Below are 15,521 nucleotides of genomic sequence, written 5' to 3' on the forward strand. Positions count from 1 at the left end.
TGAGACGAATACAATGAAGCTTATGAACGGTAAGAGTAACGTATAACCAATTTATAACGATGCATTCATTTTGTTGGCAATTCACCAGAAAACAAGTCTTAGGCTATTATAAATGGACTAATTGGCTTTCTATCGCTCCACTTACTCTATTAATTGGCTGTGGCTTATTCTCGAAAAATGAAGTACCGGATAGTGTCACTTTGCCCAGTGATAAACCCCAGAATTATACTGGATTTAAAAAGGAATATGGTATAACCAGCGAAGGAGAGCGGTTACTTTTGCCTGATACAACGGAAATATCAATTATGTTCGATTTCAACGGGCATGGTGCCTTGATAGAAAAATCAACGAAGAAAATATTATTTGGACTTGTGGACGGTGGCTACCAAGTCAAAGATATTCTATGGGAGAATATAAACGACAGCCTCTACATTGAAGAAATTGTGGCAGATGGCGAACACAGGCGTAACACCGTAGGTTTTAAAAAAAACGTGAAAGGTGATAGCCTCATTTTAGAAAATTTAGCTACGCTGTATAAACTGAAATATAAAAGCGCTCCAATGAGTAAAGCTCCCCCCAAACCGAATGAAAGTGCGATCGCATCGGTGCTGATCAACAACACATACATATCGGTGATTAAACAAGACTTTACGGGTGAAGAGCGTGCTGCCGAACTAACCGATAAAATAGTAGGGAGTGATCTAAGTAATGATATTATCAAGGGGTTACAAGCTGCGGTAGGTCAATTTACGAAGTCAACCATTAGCTTTTATCAGGATGGCCTATATGTAAACCGGGATGAATTGGTTGATAAAGAGGAAGTCGTTGGTGGAAATAAATTGATTGGGGCTTACGCAGGTTCGTGGAATGTGGAAGGTGATTCACTGTACTGCTTACCAAATGGAAATGAAGCGCAGGGAGATGATGCCAAGTTAAATCGTTATAAAATCGTGCCGTTTGACAAAGGGATTATTCTCATAAATGGAGACCAAAGAGCAGGGGTCCTTTTCGTCTACAAACGAGTGGCGTATAAGCCAGTTCAGCGGCTAAAGCTTTAGTTGGCACTTAGCTTTTTCGTTGAAGTAGTTCGATGTAGCGGCACGTTAAATGTATTCCTTTCATGACTTTCTCTTGCTTGGCATAAGGCACCCTGGCCATACCCCTCAATGACTGATGCGGATGAGAATGCGTATGCTGCCCATCCAAACTTGAACTTATTTCCGTCGCTGCCTGACCGTCCATACAGCATGCAGCAGATGGGTAATTAACAGCACAGCCCCCCATAGGCATGCGCCGATAAACAGGTAAGCGGTATCTTTCATGCTACTCAAGTAGGCTGGTTTCTCCTTCGTATGGTAATAGTGCCAGATCTCGTAGCCTGCAACAAAAACGAGTCCAGATGCAACCCAAACACTAAACATAATCAGATCTGTTCGTGCGAGACTTTCTTCAGGGGACATAGTACCTGGAGGAGTTTATTCGTTGAATCGTACCTATCCATCTATAATCAAAAAGGCGTGTTTGTTACTTTCATTAGGTCTATTCGTAAGTTTTTAATTCCAATTGTAAAGTTCTGAGTCATGGCTCCAGGGTACACTGTGTCAGGTATGGCTCTACCAATCGTCGTCAAAACTGAAAGTTTATCGTCGGATATATCGATAATTTTAAATTCTTGAACTTTTGTAGTCCCCGAAAAGAAACCTTTGTCGTAAACCAATATATAATTGTCCCCTGTATTGTCATCTTCAGCGACCGTATACGGCCCCGAAATACTCCCTAGTCTGAAGTCTCCATCTTTAGAAAAATGTATAGCAGGTAGGCCAATCTGTTCTTGCATGTAAAAAACGTTGCTATCCTGTCTAACGGTTCTTTTTTCATCAAGAGGTTTAATCTGAGTTAAAGCCCACATAGTGCCTTTTAACACAGACATAACCTCTTCATCTGGCTCCTTATCTTCTTTGAAGACTGGCGGCTGATCACTTATTTTCTCTTTGTCGCTCGCTGATTTGCACCTTACAAAACAACAGATTGATACTATTAGAAGCACTAATAATTGTATTTTATTCATTGTATTTACATGTTTAAACATGTGTTTTCTTGACAGTAAAAGTTGAATATAGATGGAGTGAATTAAATAAGATTTGTTTGGTTGAAATGTTACACCCTTTATTTACTAAACGTACTTTCTTTTTAAACTTAATCGCTCCTTTTACTTATTTATCTGTGAGTTAGTCTGTAAAGAAACTCACTTCTTTTTGTAAAAGAACGCCTGAATCAATTTCGATCCGCTTCTATCCCATTACTATCGAAGCGCCCTTCAGCCCGTAAAACAGAAGGACGCTTCGATGGCTGGTGGCTCGTTAGGCGATGAACCGCTCACGGATAATTTTGCCGTCCTGCCAGTCCTGAATGGCAACCTCCGTGACGGCGACCCGCCCGTTGTCGGCATGATCGAAATCCAGTTCCCAAACCACAAAACTCCGGTCCCCAACTACCAGAGTGCCCCGGTGGGCGAACGTGCGGACCGTGGTAATCTTGCTCAGCAGTTCCTCGCCGATGCGGTAATTCTCGGCCAGACCCGTCACGGTCACCCCGTCGAGGTCGGTTTTTTCAAGATTGGGATGGTAGTACTGATCGAAGGCCTCCATCGGTTTGCCTTGATGTACCAGGTCGATAAGCCCTAAGAGGGCCTGCTCAATCGTTGCCGTTGCCATGAAATAAAAGCTTGATTTAACGTGAAAAATGGATTAATAGTTACACTAACCGGGCCCCCCCATCGACGTGGATGACCTCGCCCGTGACCGACTCGTTCTGCATCAGAAACAGCACGGCCCGGGCCACTTCGCCGGGCTGCGCAATGCGCTTGACGGGGAGCGTCTGAGCCACCCTGGCCAGTACCTGCTCCCGTTGATCGCCGAGCACCCTATCCCACATGGGCGTATCGGTATAGCCGGGGGAGACGGCGTTAAAACGGATGGGCGCTAAATCCAGCGCTAGCACGCGGGCCATCTGCTCGGCTACGGCGGTGGCCATGCCCGATACCCAGGCGCCGGATACCGGTCGGTCAGTCGACAAGCCTCCCGTGAACGTAAAGGAGCCGCCGGGGCGTAGTTTACGAGCGGCTGCCCGCACAACGTGGATGATACCGAGCAATCGCAGTTGAATGGGTATGGCGTGGTCGGCCACGGTGCCCTCGAAGATGTTGCCCAGTTTGGTCCCACCTGCCGCAATAAATACATGATCCAGGTCGGTGAGTGGATCGAAGAACTGATGAACCGCCTGCTCATCGGTTATGTCGAGCGGGTAAGCGGCTATCGGACCGATGCGTTGGGCGGCCTGCTGGGCCGTGGCGGTAGAGGTGCCGGTGATGGTGACCGTAGCTCCCTGCTGGTAGGCCAGTTGAGCCGTTGCCAAACCAATGCCTGAACTTCCACCAATAATGACGATGTTCTTGTTGCTGAGTACCATAGTTTCGTTGTTGACAAGTGATGCAAAAGTCAGCTCTTGGCAAGGGGCCCACAAGTAGTGACGAATTAGTGAGGCTGTAACAAAAAAGTGAGATGCGAAAAGCGACATCAACAAACACGCATAACGCCAGGCAGTTAACCGCAGACTGCCCTATTTTGAGTACCTTTCATCTGCTGGGCGGGCGGTGGAAGATCGCCCTGATCTGGAACATGGCTCAGCAGGTAAACCGCTTTAGCTTGTTGCTGAACCAGCTGCCGGGTCTTTCTCAGAAAATGCTGGCTCAGCAACTCAAGGAACTGGAGCAGGATGGCTTCATCGGGAAAACGATCTTCGCCGAAATGCCGCCCCGCACCGAGTATCATCTGACTGAGTTAGGGCAATCGCTCATTCCCCTGCTGGTTCAGGTGTATGATTGGGGTTTGGCTCATAACTTACCCCAACGGGTACGCGGCCGTTACGAGGCTAGACCGTGAGTGTGCCCAAGACTTAGTAAGCCACTCGCGGGTGGGTGCGGGTTAGGGACTAGTGATTTCACCTAGAAGAAGCACCCCTTAATCGCGCGAATGGCTCACTAGGAAGGAGACGCGTGTTATCAGTCGAAATAGGCTGACAACCGAAAGGCGTCTTAGTCGCTATACAGCAAAACGACTCGTTCGTGTCGGAAGCGCGTGAAGTGCCATCATCGGGGTATACAGGCTCCGTTGATAGGCTTTGGTCCGGGGTCAGTTCTTAACGGCCGCGGTTTGCCGACCTTTTTCGGTCACCAGGCAAACCGTGTAACTTTTAGGGACGGCGCGGCGTTAGGAAAGCAGACTAAAAATGGTACAGTTTTGTACGAGTAGGGGGATGAACTACGAATTTTTAAAGCAACTCATTGAACAGGCAGAAGCCTTCACGCGGGATGAGGCGACGACCGGAGAGCCTACCCTGGCTGATTTCGCAGCCTGGATGGGACAGCGTTTTCCAGCCCCGCCTACGGCAATATCCGTCTCCACGGCAGACCACCCCGCCGTGGAGACGGATATTGCCGTGATGGCTTCCTATCTGTATCGCTACACCCGGCTGTATGGTAAAAAAGCGTTGGCTGCCACCCCCTTGGCTACTATCGATGAGTTTTCCTACATGGTTATGTTGCTGGAAGGGCCACCGCCTACTAAAACGGAACTCATCGAGCGCAACATCCATGAGAAAACGACCGGTACCGAAATTCTGCGTCGGCTGATTAAAGCCGGTCTTATTGAGCAGTTTGATGATCCCCGGGATAGGCGATCTAAGCGGCTTACGCTCACCGCGGCCGGTAGAAACCTGATGATGAAGGTGAGGCCAGCCATGAGTCAGGTCGCTAAGGTGGTAGGGGGCAATCTAAGCCAAGCCGAAAAAGAGGCCTTGGTTGTTCTGCTGCGAAAACTGCACGTATTTCATAACCATATCTTTCTGACCGAACGCGATCGATCCGTGGCCGCTTTAGTGGAGCAGCTCGCCCCAGCAAAAAAATAGTTCAAAAACATACAACTTTTTCTTTTTTGCACGGTTATTAGTACAAAAACGTACTAAAACTATGCGAATCTATTGTTTACTGGCTCTAGGCCTGCTGGGACTACCCTGGGTTGGTCTGGCACAACCCGTAGCCCCGACCGGCCTGATCACTGGTACTGTACGGGATCGTACTACCCAGGAGTTACTCGTTGGGGTCACTGTACAAGTCGATCAGCCCAGCACGCTAGGGGGAAGAGAGGGCGGAACGATCACGGATGCCGATGGGCGGTATCGATTGTTGCTACCGGTAGGAACCTACAACCTGCGGGCCACCTATGTCGGTTTTCAGCCCCAGGCCAAATTTAATCTCATCGTCTCGGCGGGGAACGCCAACGAAACCAGCTTCGAGCTGGACGAGGAACGGCAAAAACTCGCCGAGGTAACCATTAAGGCCAACCGGGCTACTGCCGCCGTCTCGAGTATCACTACGCCCAACTCGGTGCAGCGCCTGACAACGGAGGAGATTAAAACCAACCCGGGGGGGAACTTCGATATTTCCAAAGTCATTCAGACGCTACCCGGTGTAGGCGGATCGGCGGGTGGGCTTCGCAATGACATCATTATTCGCGGCGGAGCACCCAATGAAAACGTATTTTACCTGGACGGCATCGAAATCCCGGTCATCAACCATTTTCAAACGCAGGGGGGGACCGGTGGCCCGCAGGGCATTCTCAATGTCTCTTTCATTGAGGATGTTACCCTTACCTCGTCGGGGTTTGATGCGCGTTACGATAATGCGCTGGCGTCCGTGTTTCAATTTAAACAACGCGAAGGGAACCCGGATCGGGTTCAGGGTAATTTTCGGCTCAGCGGTACCGAAGCGGCTTTAACCACCGAAGGGCCTATCAACACGCGTACGACATTTCTGGCCTCTGCGCGGCGGTCGTATCTCCAGTATTTTTTTCAACTCATCGATTTGCCCATTCGGCCGAGTTACTGGGATTTTCAGGCTAAACTCACCCACCGAATCAATAAGAAAACCACGCTGACCGCGATCGGCCTGGGCGCTATTGATGCTTTTCGGTTTGCCGTTCCCCGGAGCACTACCCCCGAGAAAGAGTTTACCATTCGCCAGAGCCCACTGGTCAATCAATGGAATTATACGGGTGGATTGACGCTCAAGCGCCTTATTCAGAACGGGTTTCTTCAGGTGGCTCTCAGTCGAAATGCGTTTGACAATGCATTGGACCGTTTTGCCGACGGGCGTACCGATGATGAGAACGCCCGCGTCCTTCGCGTACGCTCCCGCGAAACGGAGCACAAATTTCGCCTCGATCTGAATCAAAATGTGAACGGCTGGCGGTACGCGCTGGGGGTGATGGCCCAATATGGCCAATTTGTTAATGACTACTCGGCCCAGCTTAGCCAGGAAAGCCGTACTGCCGCGGGTGCGCTAGCGACTCCGGCCGTATCGGTGCGGTCAGCTACGGCAATCGATTTGGGTCGATTCGGCTTGTTTGGCCAGGTAAGCCGGAATTGGCTGGACGATCGGCTGGGCGTATCGGCGGGCCTGCGTTCGGATGTGAACACCTTTACCGATACGGGCCTAAACCCCCTGAAAACGCTGTCGCCCCGGTTGTCGGTGAGTTACGCCCTGTCTACTCAATGGACCGTCAATGCCTCGGTGGGCCGCTATTTTAAAATCCCGCCCTACACCTTACTCGGTTTCCGGGATGAAGCCGGTACGCTGGTCAATCGACAGGCGGCTTACATCGCCTCCACGCACTACGTGGCGGGCGTCGAGTATTTACCCAAACCAACTACCCGCGTGACGGTCGAAGGATTTTACAAGCGATACAGCCACTACCCCGTATCGGTACGGGATGGTATTTCGCTGGCCAATGCAGGCAATACATTCAACGCGGTTGGTAACGAAGCCATCAATAGTACCGGCCGGGGACGAGCCTACGGAGCCGAAGCGTTTTTTCAGCAGAAACTGGTGAAAAATCTGTTTGTGGTCGCCTCCTATACGTTTGTTCGGTCGGAATTTTCGGGACTTGACGGGCGGTTACGGCCATCGGCCTGGGATAACCGGCACCTCGTCTCGGGGCTGCTGGGCCGCAAATTTAAGCGGGGGATCGAACTAGGACTCAAATATCGCTACGCCGGGGGGGCACCCTACACCCCCTTTGACCTGATCGCCTCGCAGCAGAATTTTCTGGTCCGGGGCGAGGGGGTACTGGATGTCAGCCAGCTGAATACGCAGCGCCTGAAACCATTGAACCAGTTTGATTTTCGTTTCGATAAGAAATGGAACACCCGTCAGTTTACCGTCGATCTGTTCCTGGATGTCCAGAATGCATTCGTCCTACCCACGCCGAACTACCCGCAATTTGTGCTCAGACGGGCCGACAACGGAACCGGCTATCTCACCACCGATGGGCGTCCCCTGCAAGCCGACGGCAGCAACGGCATCCCGGCCATTTTACCCAACAGTGACCCCTTCGTTACACCGACCCTTGGCTTTATCGTTGAATTCTAACCCAGTTAATCCCCCATACGCATGAAAACCAACTCCGTAAGTCCACTCGGCACAGCCGCCTTCGTGATCGGCAGTATGATCACCACCTTCTTTTTCTCCGGGGCTCGTCGGAGCAAGCGAACCCAGTTGTTTGACGAACAACAGCGGGTTCTTGATCAAAATGTGGTTACCCCGGCCAACCGCACGTTTACGCTGGTATGGCCCGTCATTTACACGGGTACGGCTGGCCTACTTATCCACCAGGCGCTCCCCGCGCAGCACACGAATCCCCGTTATCAGCAGGCCCGCCCGTGGTGGCTGGCCAGCTACGGGTTGAATCTGCTATTTGGTGTTTTCTTTTCTCGCCCCGATACCGTCAGTCGGGTTGGGTATAATTTGACCACCATAGCAATGTTACCGACGGCCCTGGGCCTTCATCGTAGTCTACGCATCGGCCGGGAAGACGTACCCCAACCTGAGCGCCTGTTGCGCCGGTCCGTGAGCCTGTATGCAGGCTGGTTGACGGCGGCTACGGTAGTCACGACGGCCAATCTGGCTCTAGAGGCTGGTTACCGGGTTTCCCCCGCCAAGGCCGTCCGTTGGGCAGCCGCGGTTATTCCCTTGACGGCTGGGCTGGGCCTGTTTGTCGCTCGCCGATTGAATGATCCCTATTATCTACTTCCGCTGATTAGTGCGTTTAGTGGAATTGCCGTTAAACAGTACGAGAAGGCGACCCGCGTGGCCGTCGTAGCGGGTGCGTGTGCCTTGCTTACGACGGGCGTGATGGTCCAGGCCATCCGGGAGCGCCGGTCCAGTCAGTCCACGAAGGAGTGGGGGGAGCTGGCTACGCAGGAAGCGCTCCCGGAAGGCCAGCCCGTGGCGGCTATCCCTGTCAGTCCAGCAAGCTAGTGCGTGGCCATCCTGTGCTTCCAGCCGCTCAACCAACCGGCGGGGTTGGCTGAGCGGCTGGAGAACTTTTCCTTGCTGAGGCTCGCCACAAGACTAAGAACGATTAGATGTGTACTGCGCCTATCTGGGGGTATTGTCGCCCCCATCGACAAGGGCGTCGGTAAGCATAGGTGGGTCGGGTCAGGACCGGCCAGACAGGCTTTGCGCTTATCCTGATTGATCCGACCGGAGCCTGGTTAAGTTGGCGTCGTATTCATTATAGCCTCTCAGACGGATGAATACGCAGACTCACGCGCTATCGTGGTCATCCGTCTGCCGGACAATGATAAAATCGACCAGACTACCATCCGCCGATTGGGGAATGCAGGTGATCTGGGCCTGTTCGTTGAAATGGGCCAACGTGCCCTGGATTAACCCGTACGCCAAGTCTGCCATCCGCCGGTTGGATTGGTAGCGCATGTGTAGCGTGTTCGCATCGGGCTGGGCAATGGTAAAGTGAGGTAATTCCGCTTCCGGATATAATTTTTGTACCTCCACATGAATGTAGGCAGGTACCGATGCTAGGAAAGAAAAGGCGTCTGGAGCCGTTTGAATAAAATGTTCGTGGGCCGTTAAAAAAGAGCCAAACAGGTATTGGCCAAAGTGCCGGAGCGTTTCGGGCTGGGATTGACCAGACGCTCGGCTGAAGCCGGCCACCAGGCGGTTTAGCTCTTCGGGAGGGTACGTGCCCGTCGAGGTATAGACCCCACCGGAGGGTAGGTCCGTGGTGAGGAGTAAGGTATCCACTAGTGGATAGCCGAACTGATCTTCAACGTGGTTAAGAAATTGGGTAAAGACGATCCCTTTCACAAAATAGAACGTAGTGAGATGTATATGATCACAAACTGGTAACTAACCAACCCCCTGGTCTTATTTTAGTTTAACGTAGTCAGGTAATCGGTACCAGTAGATCAACTAAACGTGTACGTAATCGGTGGATGGATAAACGGTGCTCATCGTGATGCTACCCAGGCGAAGTTCACCTCTACGATCCCATATCCCCGGCCGGGCCGCCAAAGTGGTCGGAAATTTGTCGATAGAGGGCAGCCACCTGTTTCTTGAGTTAGGTCTAACAGTCTCGCAAAAACGCTCCCGCTTGAGACGCAGGGGCGTTTTTTTATTTGCTACAGGAAATGGGCGTTCATAGAACCGCTTTTTCTCACATCATACTTGCACCCACAGGCTTTTCTACGGCCTGCTCGGCTGAGCGCTGACGGGGTAAAAAACCCGCAGTTAATCAGTTGCTGACCGTTCGCTTACCTAATTCGGGTATGACTCGGCCACTCGACCCTGGGTTGTCCTGTACTCGTCTGTTTTTCCGAGTGAACCAACCCAACATTCCTTGTAGGACCGTCAGGCGCAAACTACCTGGTAAGTAGCTCATCAGGGGTTCGTTGATACGCGGGCGTTTCGTGCCAGGCTAAGGTTGGCCGATCAGGGGGATACCCATTGGCCGAGCGGTACGCCTTGCGTTCAGGAGTGAAATCCCACCATGTCTTCGTAGCATCGCTCGTTTGGGCATAATGAATGGCTAATCGGAACTGATCTTCCACGCAGGGATCAATCCAATAGCCTTTTTCTTGTTCATACTGATCCATCAACGTAGCGCCGTCTTTGTCAACCAATTCAGCCAGTGAATAGTAGCCCAGGAAGATCAGATCACTGGCAAACTTTGGCCCAACGGATGGAATCGTTTGGAATTGGGCTAAGGCGTACAGTTCCCGGGTCCGATCGGGTGTGGCCCCCAGGTAGACCGCTAATTCGTCAAGGGCGTGGCGGAGAAAGTCACTGATGTTTACCTTGTGCTTTCGCAGGTTGGTCCGTTCTGCTTCGGTAAGCGGTAGGCGTAGGTTGTTTTTAGGGCTCATCTTCGGTAAAGGTTAACAGATACCCAGTATTATCTTGAATTAAAAAGTCAGTGGCTCCGTAGAAGGTCTTCTCTAACTCTTTGACAACGTTTGATTTATCCTTACTGGTTGAACTAGTCGCTTAGTGGACTCGTCTGGATATAGAGCATCAAGGAACCACCTGGTTGTCGGGATACGGTCGGTAGCTCATCGCCCAGACTGGCAAACATTTGGAACATAAAGTTGACACGGCCACTGTTCATCATGGCCCACAACCACTCATCGCCTTGGGGGGCTACGGTCATCGTTAGGGTAAAGCCTACCTATTGATAAAAGGCAATCGTCTGCTGGATGTCGGTTATAAAGATATTGGGGAGAATTGATTTCATCGAACGCTGTTTTGTGGAGTGAGTAGTAATTCAAGATAATAAGCCTATTAAGTAGATAAATGAATTTCCGTGCGCCTAGCCAAAGATAACCCCTAAGCACGAAGATAATGCGAACAAATTAGCTCTTTGTCAGCCGTTTATTTGGATAGACGCGAATTCTCGAGGGGGCCGGGCCACGGAGGCTTCTGGCGCGGTCGTACTGGTTTATATAGTATGTCCTAAAACGCTCCTACAGGAGAAGAAATAGGCGTCTTGAGTTACTTTATAATCGGGGAGGGAGTTACAGTAAGCCAGTGCCAACGGAATGAATGGTAAGGTAAGGGCTGGCTAGTTACTTATCCATCGGGCTTGACCCAGTGATTGGAAAAAGATGCCCAACAGCTCGCCTTAGCAGCCATGGACCTTAAAATAGCTCATCTAGTTGCTCATAGAATACGCGTTTACGGGGATTATCTGCCTCCCCAAGCTCGGCTAAGAAAGCATCCGCTTGGGTTGGGGAAACCTCCTCTAGTAGGTTGTGGTAGACAAGGGCTCGGTCCATCCACCGATCGGCCACCCCGCCCCGCCCCCAATCAATAAAGTAGAGTCTATCCTGGGCATCAACAAAGACATTGCTGTCCGTGAGGTCGCCATGGGCAAACACAAGCTCCTCAGTGGGTTGGGTGGCGAATAAGTGCGCCACAAACTCCTGCGGATTGTTGGCCTCTACATCCGGCCATTGATGCAGATCGTACTCCTCGGCCAACAGGCCATTGGCCAGAAGGTACTCAAGCTCCTTCAATCGAAAGGCCACTCCTCCATCGAAGGGACAAGTGGTGATCGGCAAGGCTTGCAGCTGAGCGAGGGCCTCTTGGAACAGATGGAGCACAGGCTGTTGAGCGTCGATGCGCTGGTACAGTGGTTGGCCGGGCACGCTACGGGTGATCATAAACTCACCCTCGCTACTTTCGGCTACCCCTACCACTTCGGGTACATTCAATTGCCCACTCAGCCAGCCCAGCACGTCGGCCTCGCGTCGTACGCTAAAGGTGGTCGGGGAATAAACCCGGGAGCACATCTTTAGAAAGAAGGAGTCGTTACCCCGCTTGAAGCGATAGACGGGACAAGGCGACTCGCCCACTGTAGTAGGGATCAGGCGTGCCTTACCCAGGAAGCGGGCAATGGGTTCAGGCAATTCAATGGCTATCTTTGCCTTCATGTCTAACTGTTCTCAACAAACCGCTCCATATACCGTCAACGAAACCCGCTTATAAACCCTCTTTAGCTTGTGAGCAGTAAAGAGCCGAACAGGGACGCATGGTTCAACTTGGGGCTTTCTTCGTCGTAATCAGAAACGGTGCCAGAATAAACTCAGCCCAATCAGCAGTACCAGGCCAATTTGCACCGCTGTCAGGACGTAAATATAGTTGGTTTCGCCCCTCGACTCGTCCAGCAGTTCCTCGCCCACGCTAAGTTGCAGGGAGGCCAACTCGTCGAGTGTTTGGGCTATGTGGCCAAAGGCCGTGCTGCCACTGCCCGCAAATAGAGCTTGCCGGGCCGCTGGCAAATCAACTGGATTGGTGGTTAGCTCGCCTTCCAACTGGTTGTAAACGGTCAGCCGCTGCCTGAGCAACCGGAGTTGGTCGGCTTCCTTCACCGTTAGTTCGGTTCGTTCGAATTCGGTCAGTAAGGAGTCTATCCGCCGGTTGAACCGGTCGAGCGTTGCGTTCATCAGATCCGCATTCGGTTTATTGGTTGCGAGTACGTAGGTCTCCAGCAACAGGCGTTTCCGGTAGATCGTTGCGGTCAGGTTGACCAGCATGCCGGTTGGCAGCAGGCGATCTTTGTAAACGGACACAGATGCCTGCTGAATGTCATGCACACTGCGACGACTCAGGAAGATGCTAGTCAGAATCAGACCCAGCAAAGCAATGACCAGCAGGAAGGACCGTACTGGCGAACGAGTACCAAGGGAAGGTGTCATGGAGTTAGGTGGATTAGCTTGTTGTTAACCCGTTTGTACAGATAAACCGTGCGCTCCCTACATCATACCGTCAAACATAATGGTCTGGCCGTTTTTGCCGTCAACTCACGGGTTACCGACCTGGGCTACCGCCTTCAGCTGAACCAGGTCAACCGGAGCGAAAAAGGCCATCGTACAATAAATATACCCTTCTAGAATCTCGACATGCAGTCTTTCGGCCACTACCGATAGGCTGATACTAAGCAAAAAAGACAGGGTCAGCATCTTGAACCACGGGTGGCGGTTAGCTCATCGTTTACGCACGCCCCGTGGTAGCTGGATTCCGGCTTGCTATAGCTATACCCCGGACATGGGATCAAGCAGCGAAATAATGTCCCTGCTTCAGATCAGCTAGTACGGTGGCATGGGTGGGTTGCCAGTCCAATTGCTGTTGGGTGAGGGTGCTTGATGCCGGGCAATCGACGCTGAAAAAGGCACTAATCCAGCCGAAATGCTCGGTGGCCTCTTCGGACGTAATGGTCGTAGTGGGTATGTTCAGGTGATGGCCAATTACCTCGGCCAGCTCCCGAACGGGTACGCCTTCATCACTGACGCCATGATACACGCCCCCGGCGGTACCTTTTTCCAACGCCAGTCGAAACAGCCGGGCGGCATCGAGCCGATGCACCGCCGACCATCGGCTGCTGCCATCCCCGACATAGGCTGATACCCCTTTGTCGCGGGCAATCCGAATCAACGTCGGCACAAAAGCGTAATCGCCTTCACCGTGCACCGAGGGGGGGAGCCGCACTACCGACGAACGTACTCCCTGCCCGGCAAGCGACTGAATCAGTAGTTCGGAAGGGATACGTGGGGCCGACGGAGCGTTGGAATCAGGCGCGTCGATTTCGGTCGCCACGCGCCCCGGAGTTAGGACGGTAATCCCGGAGGTGATGACTAAGGGACGTCCCGACCCTGCCAGGGCCGAGCCGAGGGCTGCCACGGCTTGCCGGTCTATTTCGCCAGCCATAGCGTAGGCCGCGAAGTCGTGGACGAAAGCGGTATGAATAACGCCATCTGCAGCCATCGCGCCACGCCGTAGGCTGTCGAGGTCGTCAAGCGAGCCTATATGGGCGTCGGCTCCGGTAGTGCGTAGTGTTTGAGCGGTTTGCTCAGAGCGGGCCAAGCCAAGCACTTGATGGCCTGCACCCAATAACTCCTGAACGATGGCTGAGCCGATATAACCCGTAGCCCCAGTGAGGAAAACACGCATACGTTTGTCTGTTTTGTGTTAGTTAGTACTCCGTCACAAAGGTCGGCAGACGGGAGCGAGCGGGACTGCGCGAGCCAAACCATCTATTGTATAAATCAAACCATTTGTTTGTTACGGAACGCACTAGGCACCAGCCCCGTCTGCCGTTTGACGAAATGGCAAAAGTGGGCCACGTCGGTAAAGCCCAAGCAGTCGGCGATTTCTGAGACGGTCCAGTTGGTTTGCTTCAGGAGAATTTTGGCTTCCTGGGTGATGCGGCGGCTGATGAGCGCGGTGGTGGTATGACCGGTGGTTTCTTTCAGCACCCGGTTGAGGTGATTGACATGAACAGCCAGGTGCTCGGCGTAGTCTTTAGCCGTGCGCAGACGCAGTTGTTGCTGGGGCGTGGCAAGTGGAAACTGCCGTTCCAGGAGTTCAGTAAACCGGGCGGCCAATCGGGCCAATGACTGATGGGCTGGTGGGCTGACAGCTGTTGGTTGTAGCTTTTGGCCCAGATGGACCAACTCCCACAGGTACGCCCGCAGCAGATCGTATTTGTAGGGATACAACGAAGCCATTTCGCCCGTCATCTTCTCGAAAAGGGCTTCAATATCCCTGTATTGCTGGTCATTGATGGCGAGTATCGGGTTGGCACCCGCTTGAAAAATAGGTAGCTGAGTGATACCAAATTCCCCTTTGACAGGCAGCAGAAAGTCCTCGGTGAAGATGCAAAAGTAGCCGCGTTGCTCCTGATGCTGCGGGAGCCACCGATAGGGCACCTGAAGGTTGGTGAACCACAGCGCCTGTTGGTTAATCGAAATCGTCTGATCGGCGTACTCTAGCCGGCTTTGGCCGCGCATCAGGCTGATTTTGTAGTACGCCCGCCGGTCAAAACTCATAGGGGGCTTGTGTGCATAGCCACGCATGAGGTCTTCCACGCTGAATACATTGAAATGACCAATTTCCCGCCCGGAAAGTAGGGCAGTGGTTGCTAACTCACCATCAGCCACCGTTGCAACTTTGGCATAGATCTCTTTGAGAGGCAGTGGTTTCATGACGTATGTTTGTATAAATCAAACAAAGGTAATTAGTCAAGCAGAATTGATCATACAATGTTTGGGGTCAACGTGGACTGGCCCTTTTGTTCCATAACTGTCCAGTCGCTTTGAGGCGAAGTTCTGGTGAGTTTGTGGCGAAACCAGGTAGTCAATATCTCCGAAATTCCCAGTTAAACCTAAGCGGCTCGACCTCCTCTCAACTACTGAGGTCCATCCGCCTGTTGGATCAATCAACCATGGAGAATTGGGCGGTCTTGAAATTCTGCCAAATACTGAGGAGAGGTCACAAGCAATATAGCTTCTGACTTATTGTGGTTGCCCAACTAATAGCGATATGGTATTACAGACTATATGGACATTCATCATGACTGGGGGCATGATTGGGGGCAGCCAGCCGAATGATCCGTTTTATTACTAATGAATTCAACCACTTGGAAAGAAAATGGCCATGCGGCTACGGGCACCACTCTTTTTTTTACCGACATTATTTATTCTTATCAGAGCGAGAATTTTTCAATTCTGGCAATGGCTTAAGGCTATCCTCCCTTTATCGATCTATTCCCCAGATAGACCCACAGTAACCCAAAGTGGGGGCATAAATGGGGGCATCAAAATGCCCC

At 52.0% G+C, this 15,521-nt stretch carries 14 protein-coding genes; 5 read left to right on the forward strand and 9 right to left on the reverse strand.

The window, feature by feature from the left end; genetic code table 11:
- The first annotated feature begins 59 nt into the window (after nucleotides 1–59).
- Entirely contained in the window at nucleotides 60–1,058 is a 999-nt protein-coding gene (locus tag B1C80_RS07870; RefSeq protein ID WP_139361612.1) for a hypothetical protein, read from the forward strand.
- A gap of 449 nt (nucleotides 1,059–1,507) precedes the next feature.
- On the opposite strand, the gene B1C80_RS07880 is transcribed toward B1C80_RS07870, so the two are convergent.
- The 3 genes from B1C80_RS07880 to B1C80_RS07890 all read right to left on the reverse strand — a co-directional run bounded on the left by B1C80_RS07880 (nucleotide 1,508) and on the right by B1C80_RS07890 (nucleotide 3,576).
- Nucleotides 1,508–2,068, reverse strand: coding sequence for a hypothetical protein (locus B1C80_RS07880; RefSeq protein ID WP_077920540.1), 561 nt, complete (start codon nucleotides 2,066–2,068; stop codon nucleotides 1,508–1,510).
- Nucleotides 2,069–2,360: 292 nt separating this feature from the next.
- The gene (locus B1C80_RS07885) at nucleotides 2,361–2,714 is read right to left on the reverse strand and encodes a SnoaL-like domain-containing protein (protein ID WP_077920541.1); all 354 of its coding nucleotides are present in this window, start codon (nucleotides 2,712–2,714) and stop codon (nucleotides 2,361–2,363) included.
- 40 nt (nucleotides 2,715–2,754) lie between these two features.
- On the reverse strand, nucleotides 2,755–3,576 hold the full coding sequence (locus B1C80_RS07890) for an SDR family oxidoreductase (protein WP_077920542.1): 822 nt from the start codon (nucleotides 3,574–3,576) through the stop codon (nucleotides 2,755–2,757).
- A gap of 47 nt (nucleotides 3,577–3,623) precedes the next feature.
- Here B1C80_RS07890 and B1C80_RS07895 point away from each other — a divergent pair, with 47 nt between their 5' ends.
- The 4 genes from B1C80_RS07895 (at nucleotide 3,624) to B1C80_RS07910 (ending at nucleotide 8,374) form a co-directional block, all read left to right on the forward strand.
- A complete protein-coding gene (locus tag B1C80_RS07895; protein WP_161492733.1) occupies nucleotides 3,624–3,941 on the forward strand; it encodes a helix-turn-helix domain-containing protein in 318 nt (105 codons plus the stop codon).
- 373 nt (nucleotides 3,942–4,314) lie between these two features.
- Nucleotides 4,315–4,965, forward strand: a complete 651-nt coding sequence (locus tag B1C80_RS07900; RefSeq protein ID WP_161492734.1) for a MarR family winged helix-turn-helix transcriptional regulator — start codon at nucleotides 4,315–4,317, stop codon at nucleotides 4,963–4,965.
- 61 nt (nucleotides 4,966–5,026) lie between these two features.
- Complete coding sequence (locus tag B1C80_RS07905) at nucleotides 5,027–7,486, forward strand: TonB-dependent receptor (protein WP_077920545.1); 2,460 nt, start codon at nucleotides 5,027–5,029, stop codon at nucleotides 7,484–7,486.
- Between the two features lie 21 nt (nucleotides 7,487–7,507).
- On the forward strand, nucleotides 7,508–8,374 hold the full coding sequence (locus B1C80_RS07910) for a tryptophan-rich sensory protein (RefSeq protein ID WP_077920546.1): 867 nt from the start codon (nucleotides 7,508–7,510) through the stop codon (nucleotides 8,372–8,374).
- A 288-nt stretch (nucleotides 8,375–8,662) separates the two neighbouring features.
- Here the strand turns inward: B1C80_RS07910 and B1C80_RS07915 are convergent, their stop codons facing one another.
- From B1C80_RS07915 to B1C80_RS07945, 6 genes are all read right to left on the reverse strand, one after another.
- Nucleotides 8,663–9,223 carry a heme NO-binding domain-containing protein gene (locus B1C80_RS07915; RefSeq protein ID WP_077920547.1) on the reverse strand — a complete coding sequence of 187 codons (561 nt, stop codon included), beginning with the start codon at nucleotides 9,221–9,223 and terminating at the stop codon, nucleotides 8,663–8,665.
- Between the two features lie 554 nt (nucleotides 9,224–9,777).
- Nucleotides 9,778–10,281, reverse strand: coding sequence for a helix-hairpin-helix domain-containing protein (locus B1C80_RS07920; RefSeq protein ID WP_077920548.1), 504 nt, complete (start codon nucleotides 10,279–10,281; stop codon nucleotides 9,778–9,780).
- A gap of 771 nt (nucleotides 10,282–11,052) precedes the next feature.
- A complete protein-coding gene (locus B1C80_RS07930) occupies nucleotides 11,053–11,847 on the reverse strand; it encodes an APH(3') family aminoglycoside O-phosphotransferase (protein ID WP_077920549.1) in 795 nt (264 codons plus the stop codon).
- A 129-nt stretch (nucleotides 11,848–11,976) separates the two neighbouring features.
- On the reverse strand, nucleotides 11,977–12,612 hold the full coding sequence (locus B1C80_RS07935; RefSeq protein ID WP_077920550.1) for an MCP four helix bundle domain-containing protein: 636 nt from the start codon (nucleotides 12,610–12,612) through the stop codon (nucleotides 11,977–11,979).
- Between the two features lie 355 nt (nucleotides 12,613–12,967).
- Entirely contained in the window at nucleotides 12,968–13,864 is an 897-nt protein-coding gene (locus B1C80_RS07940) for an SDR family oxidoreductase (RefSeq protein ID WP_077920551.1), read from the reverse strand.
- A 95-nt stretch (nucleotides 13,865–13,959) separates the two neighbouring features.
- A complete protein-coding gene (locus tag B1C80_RS07945) occupies nucleotides 13,960–14,898 on the reverse strand; it encodes an AraC family transcriptional regulator (protein ID WP_077920552.1) in 939 nt (312 codons plus the stop codon).
- Between the last annotated feature and the right edge of the window lie 623 nt (nucleotides 14,899–15,521).

The organism is Spirosoma sp. 209 (genome assembly GCF_002006735.1).
Classification (GTDB): Bacteria; Bacteroidota; Bacteroidia; order Cytophagales; family Spirosomataceae; genus Spirosoma; species Spirosoma sordidisoli.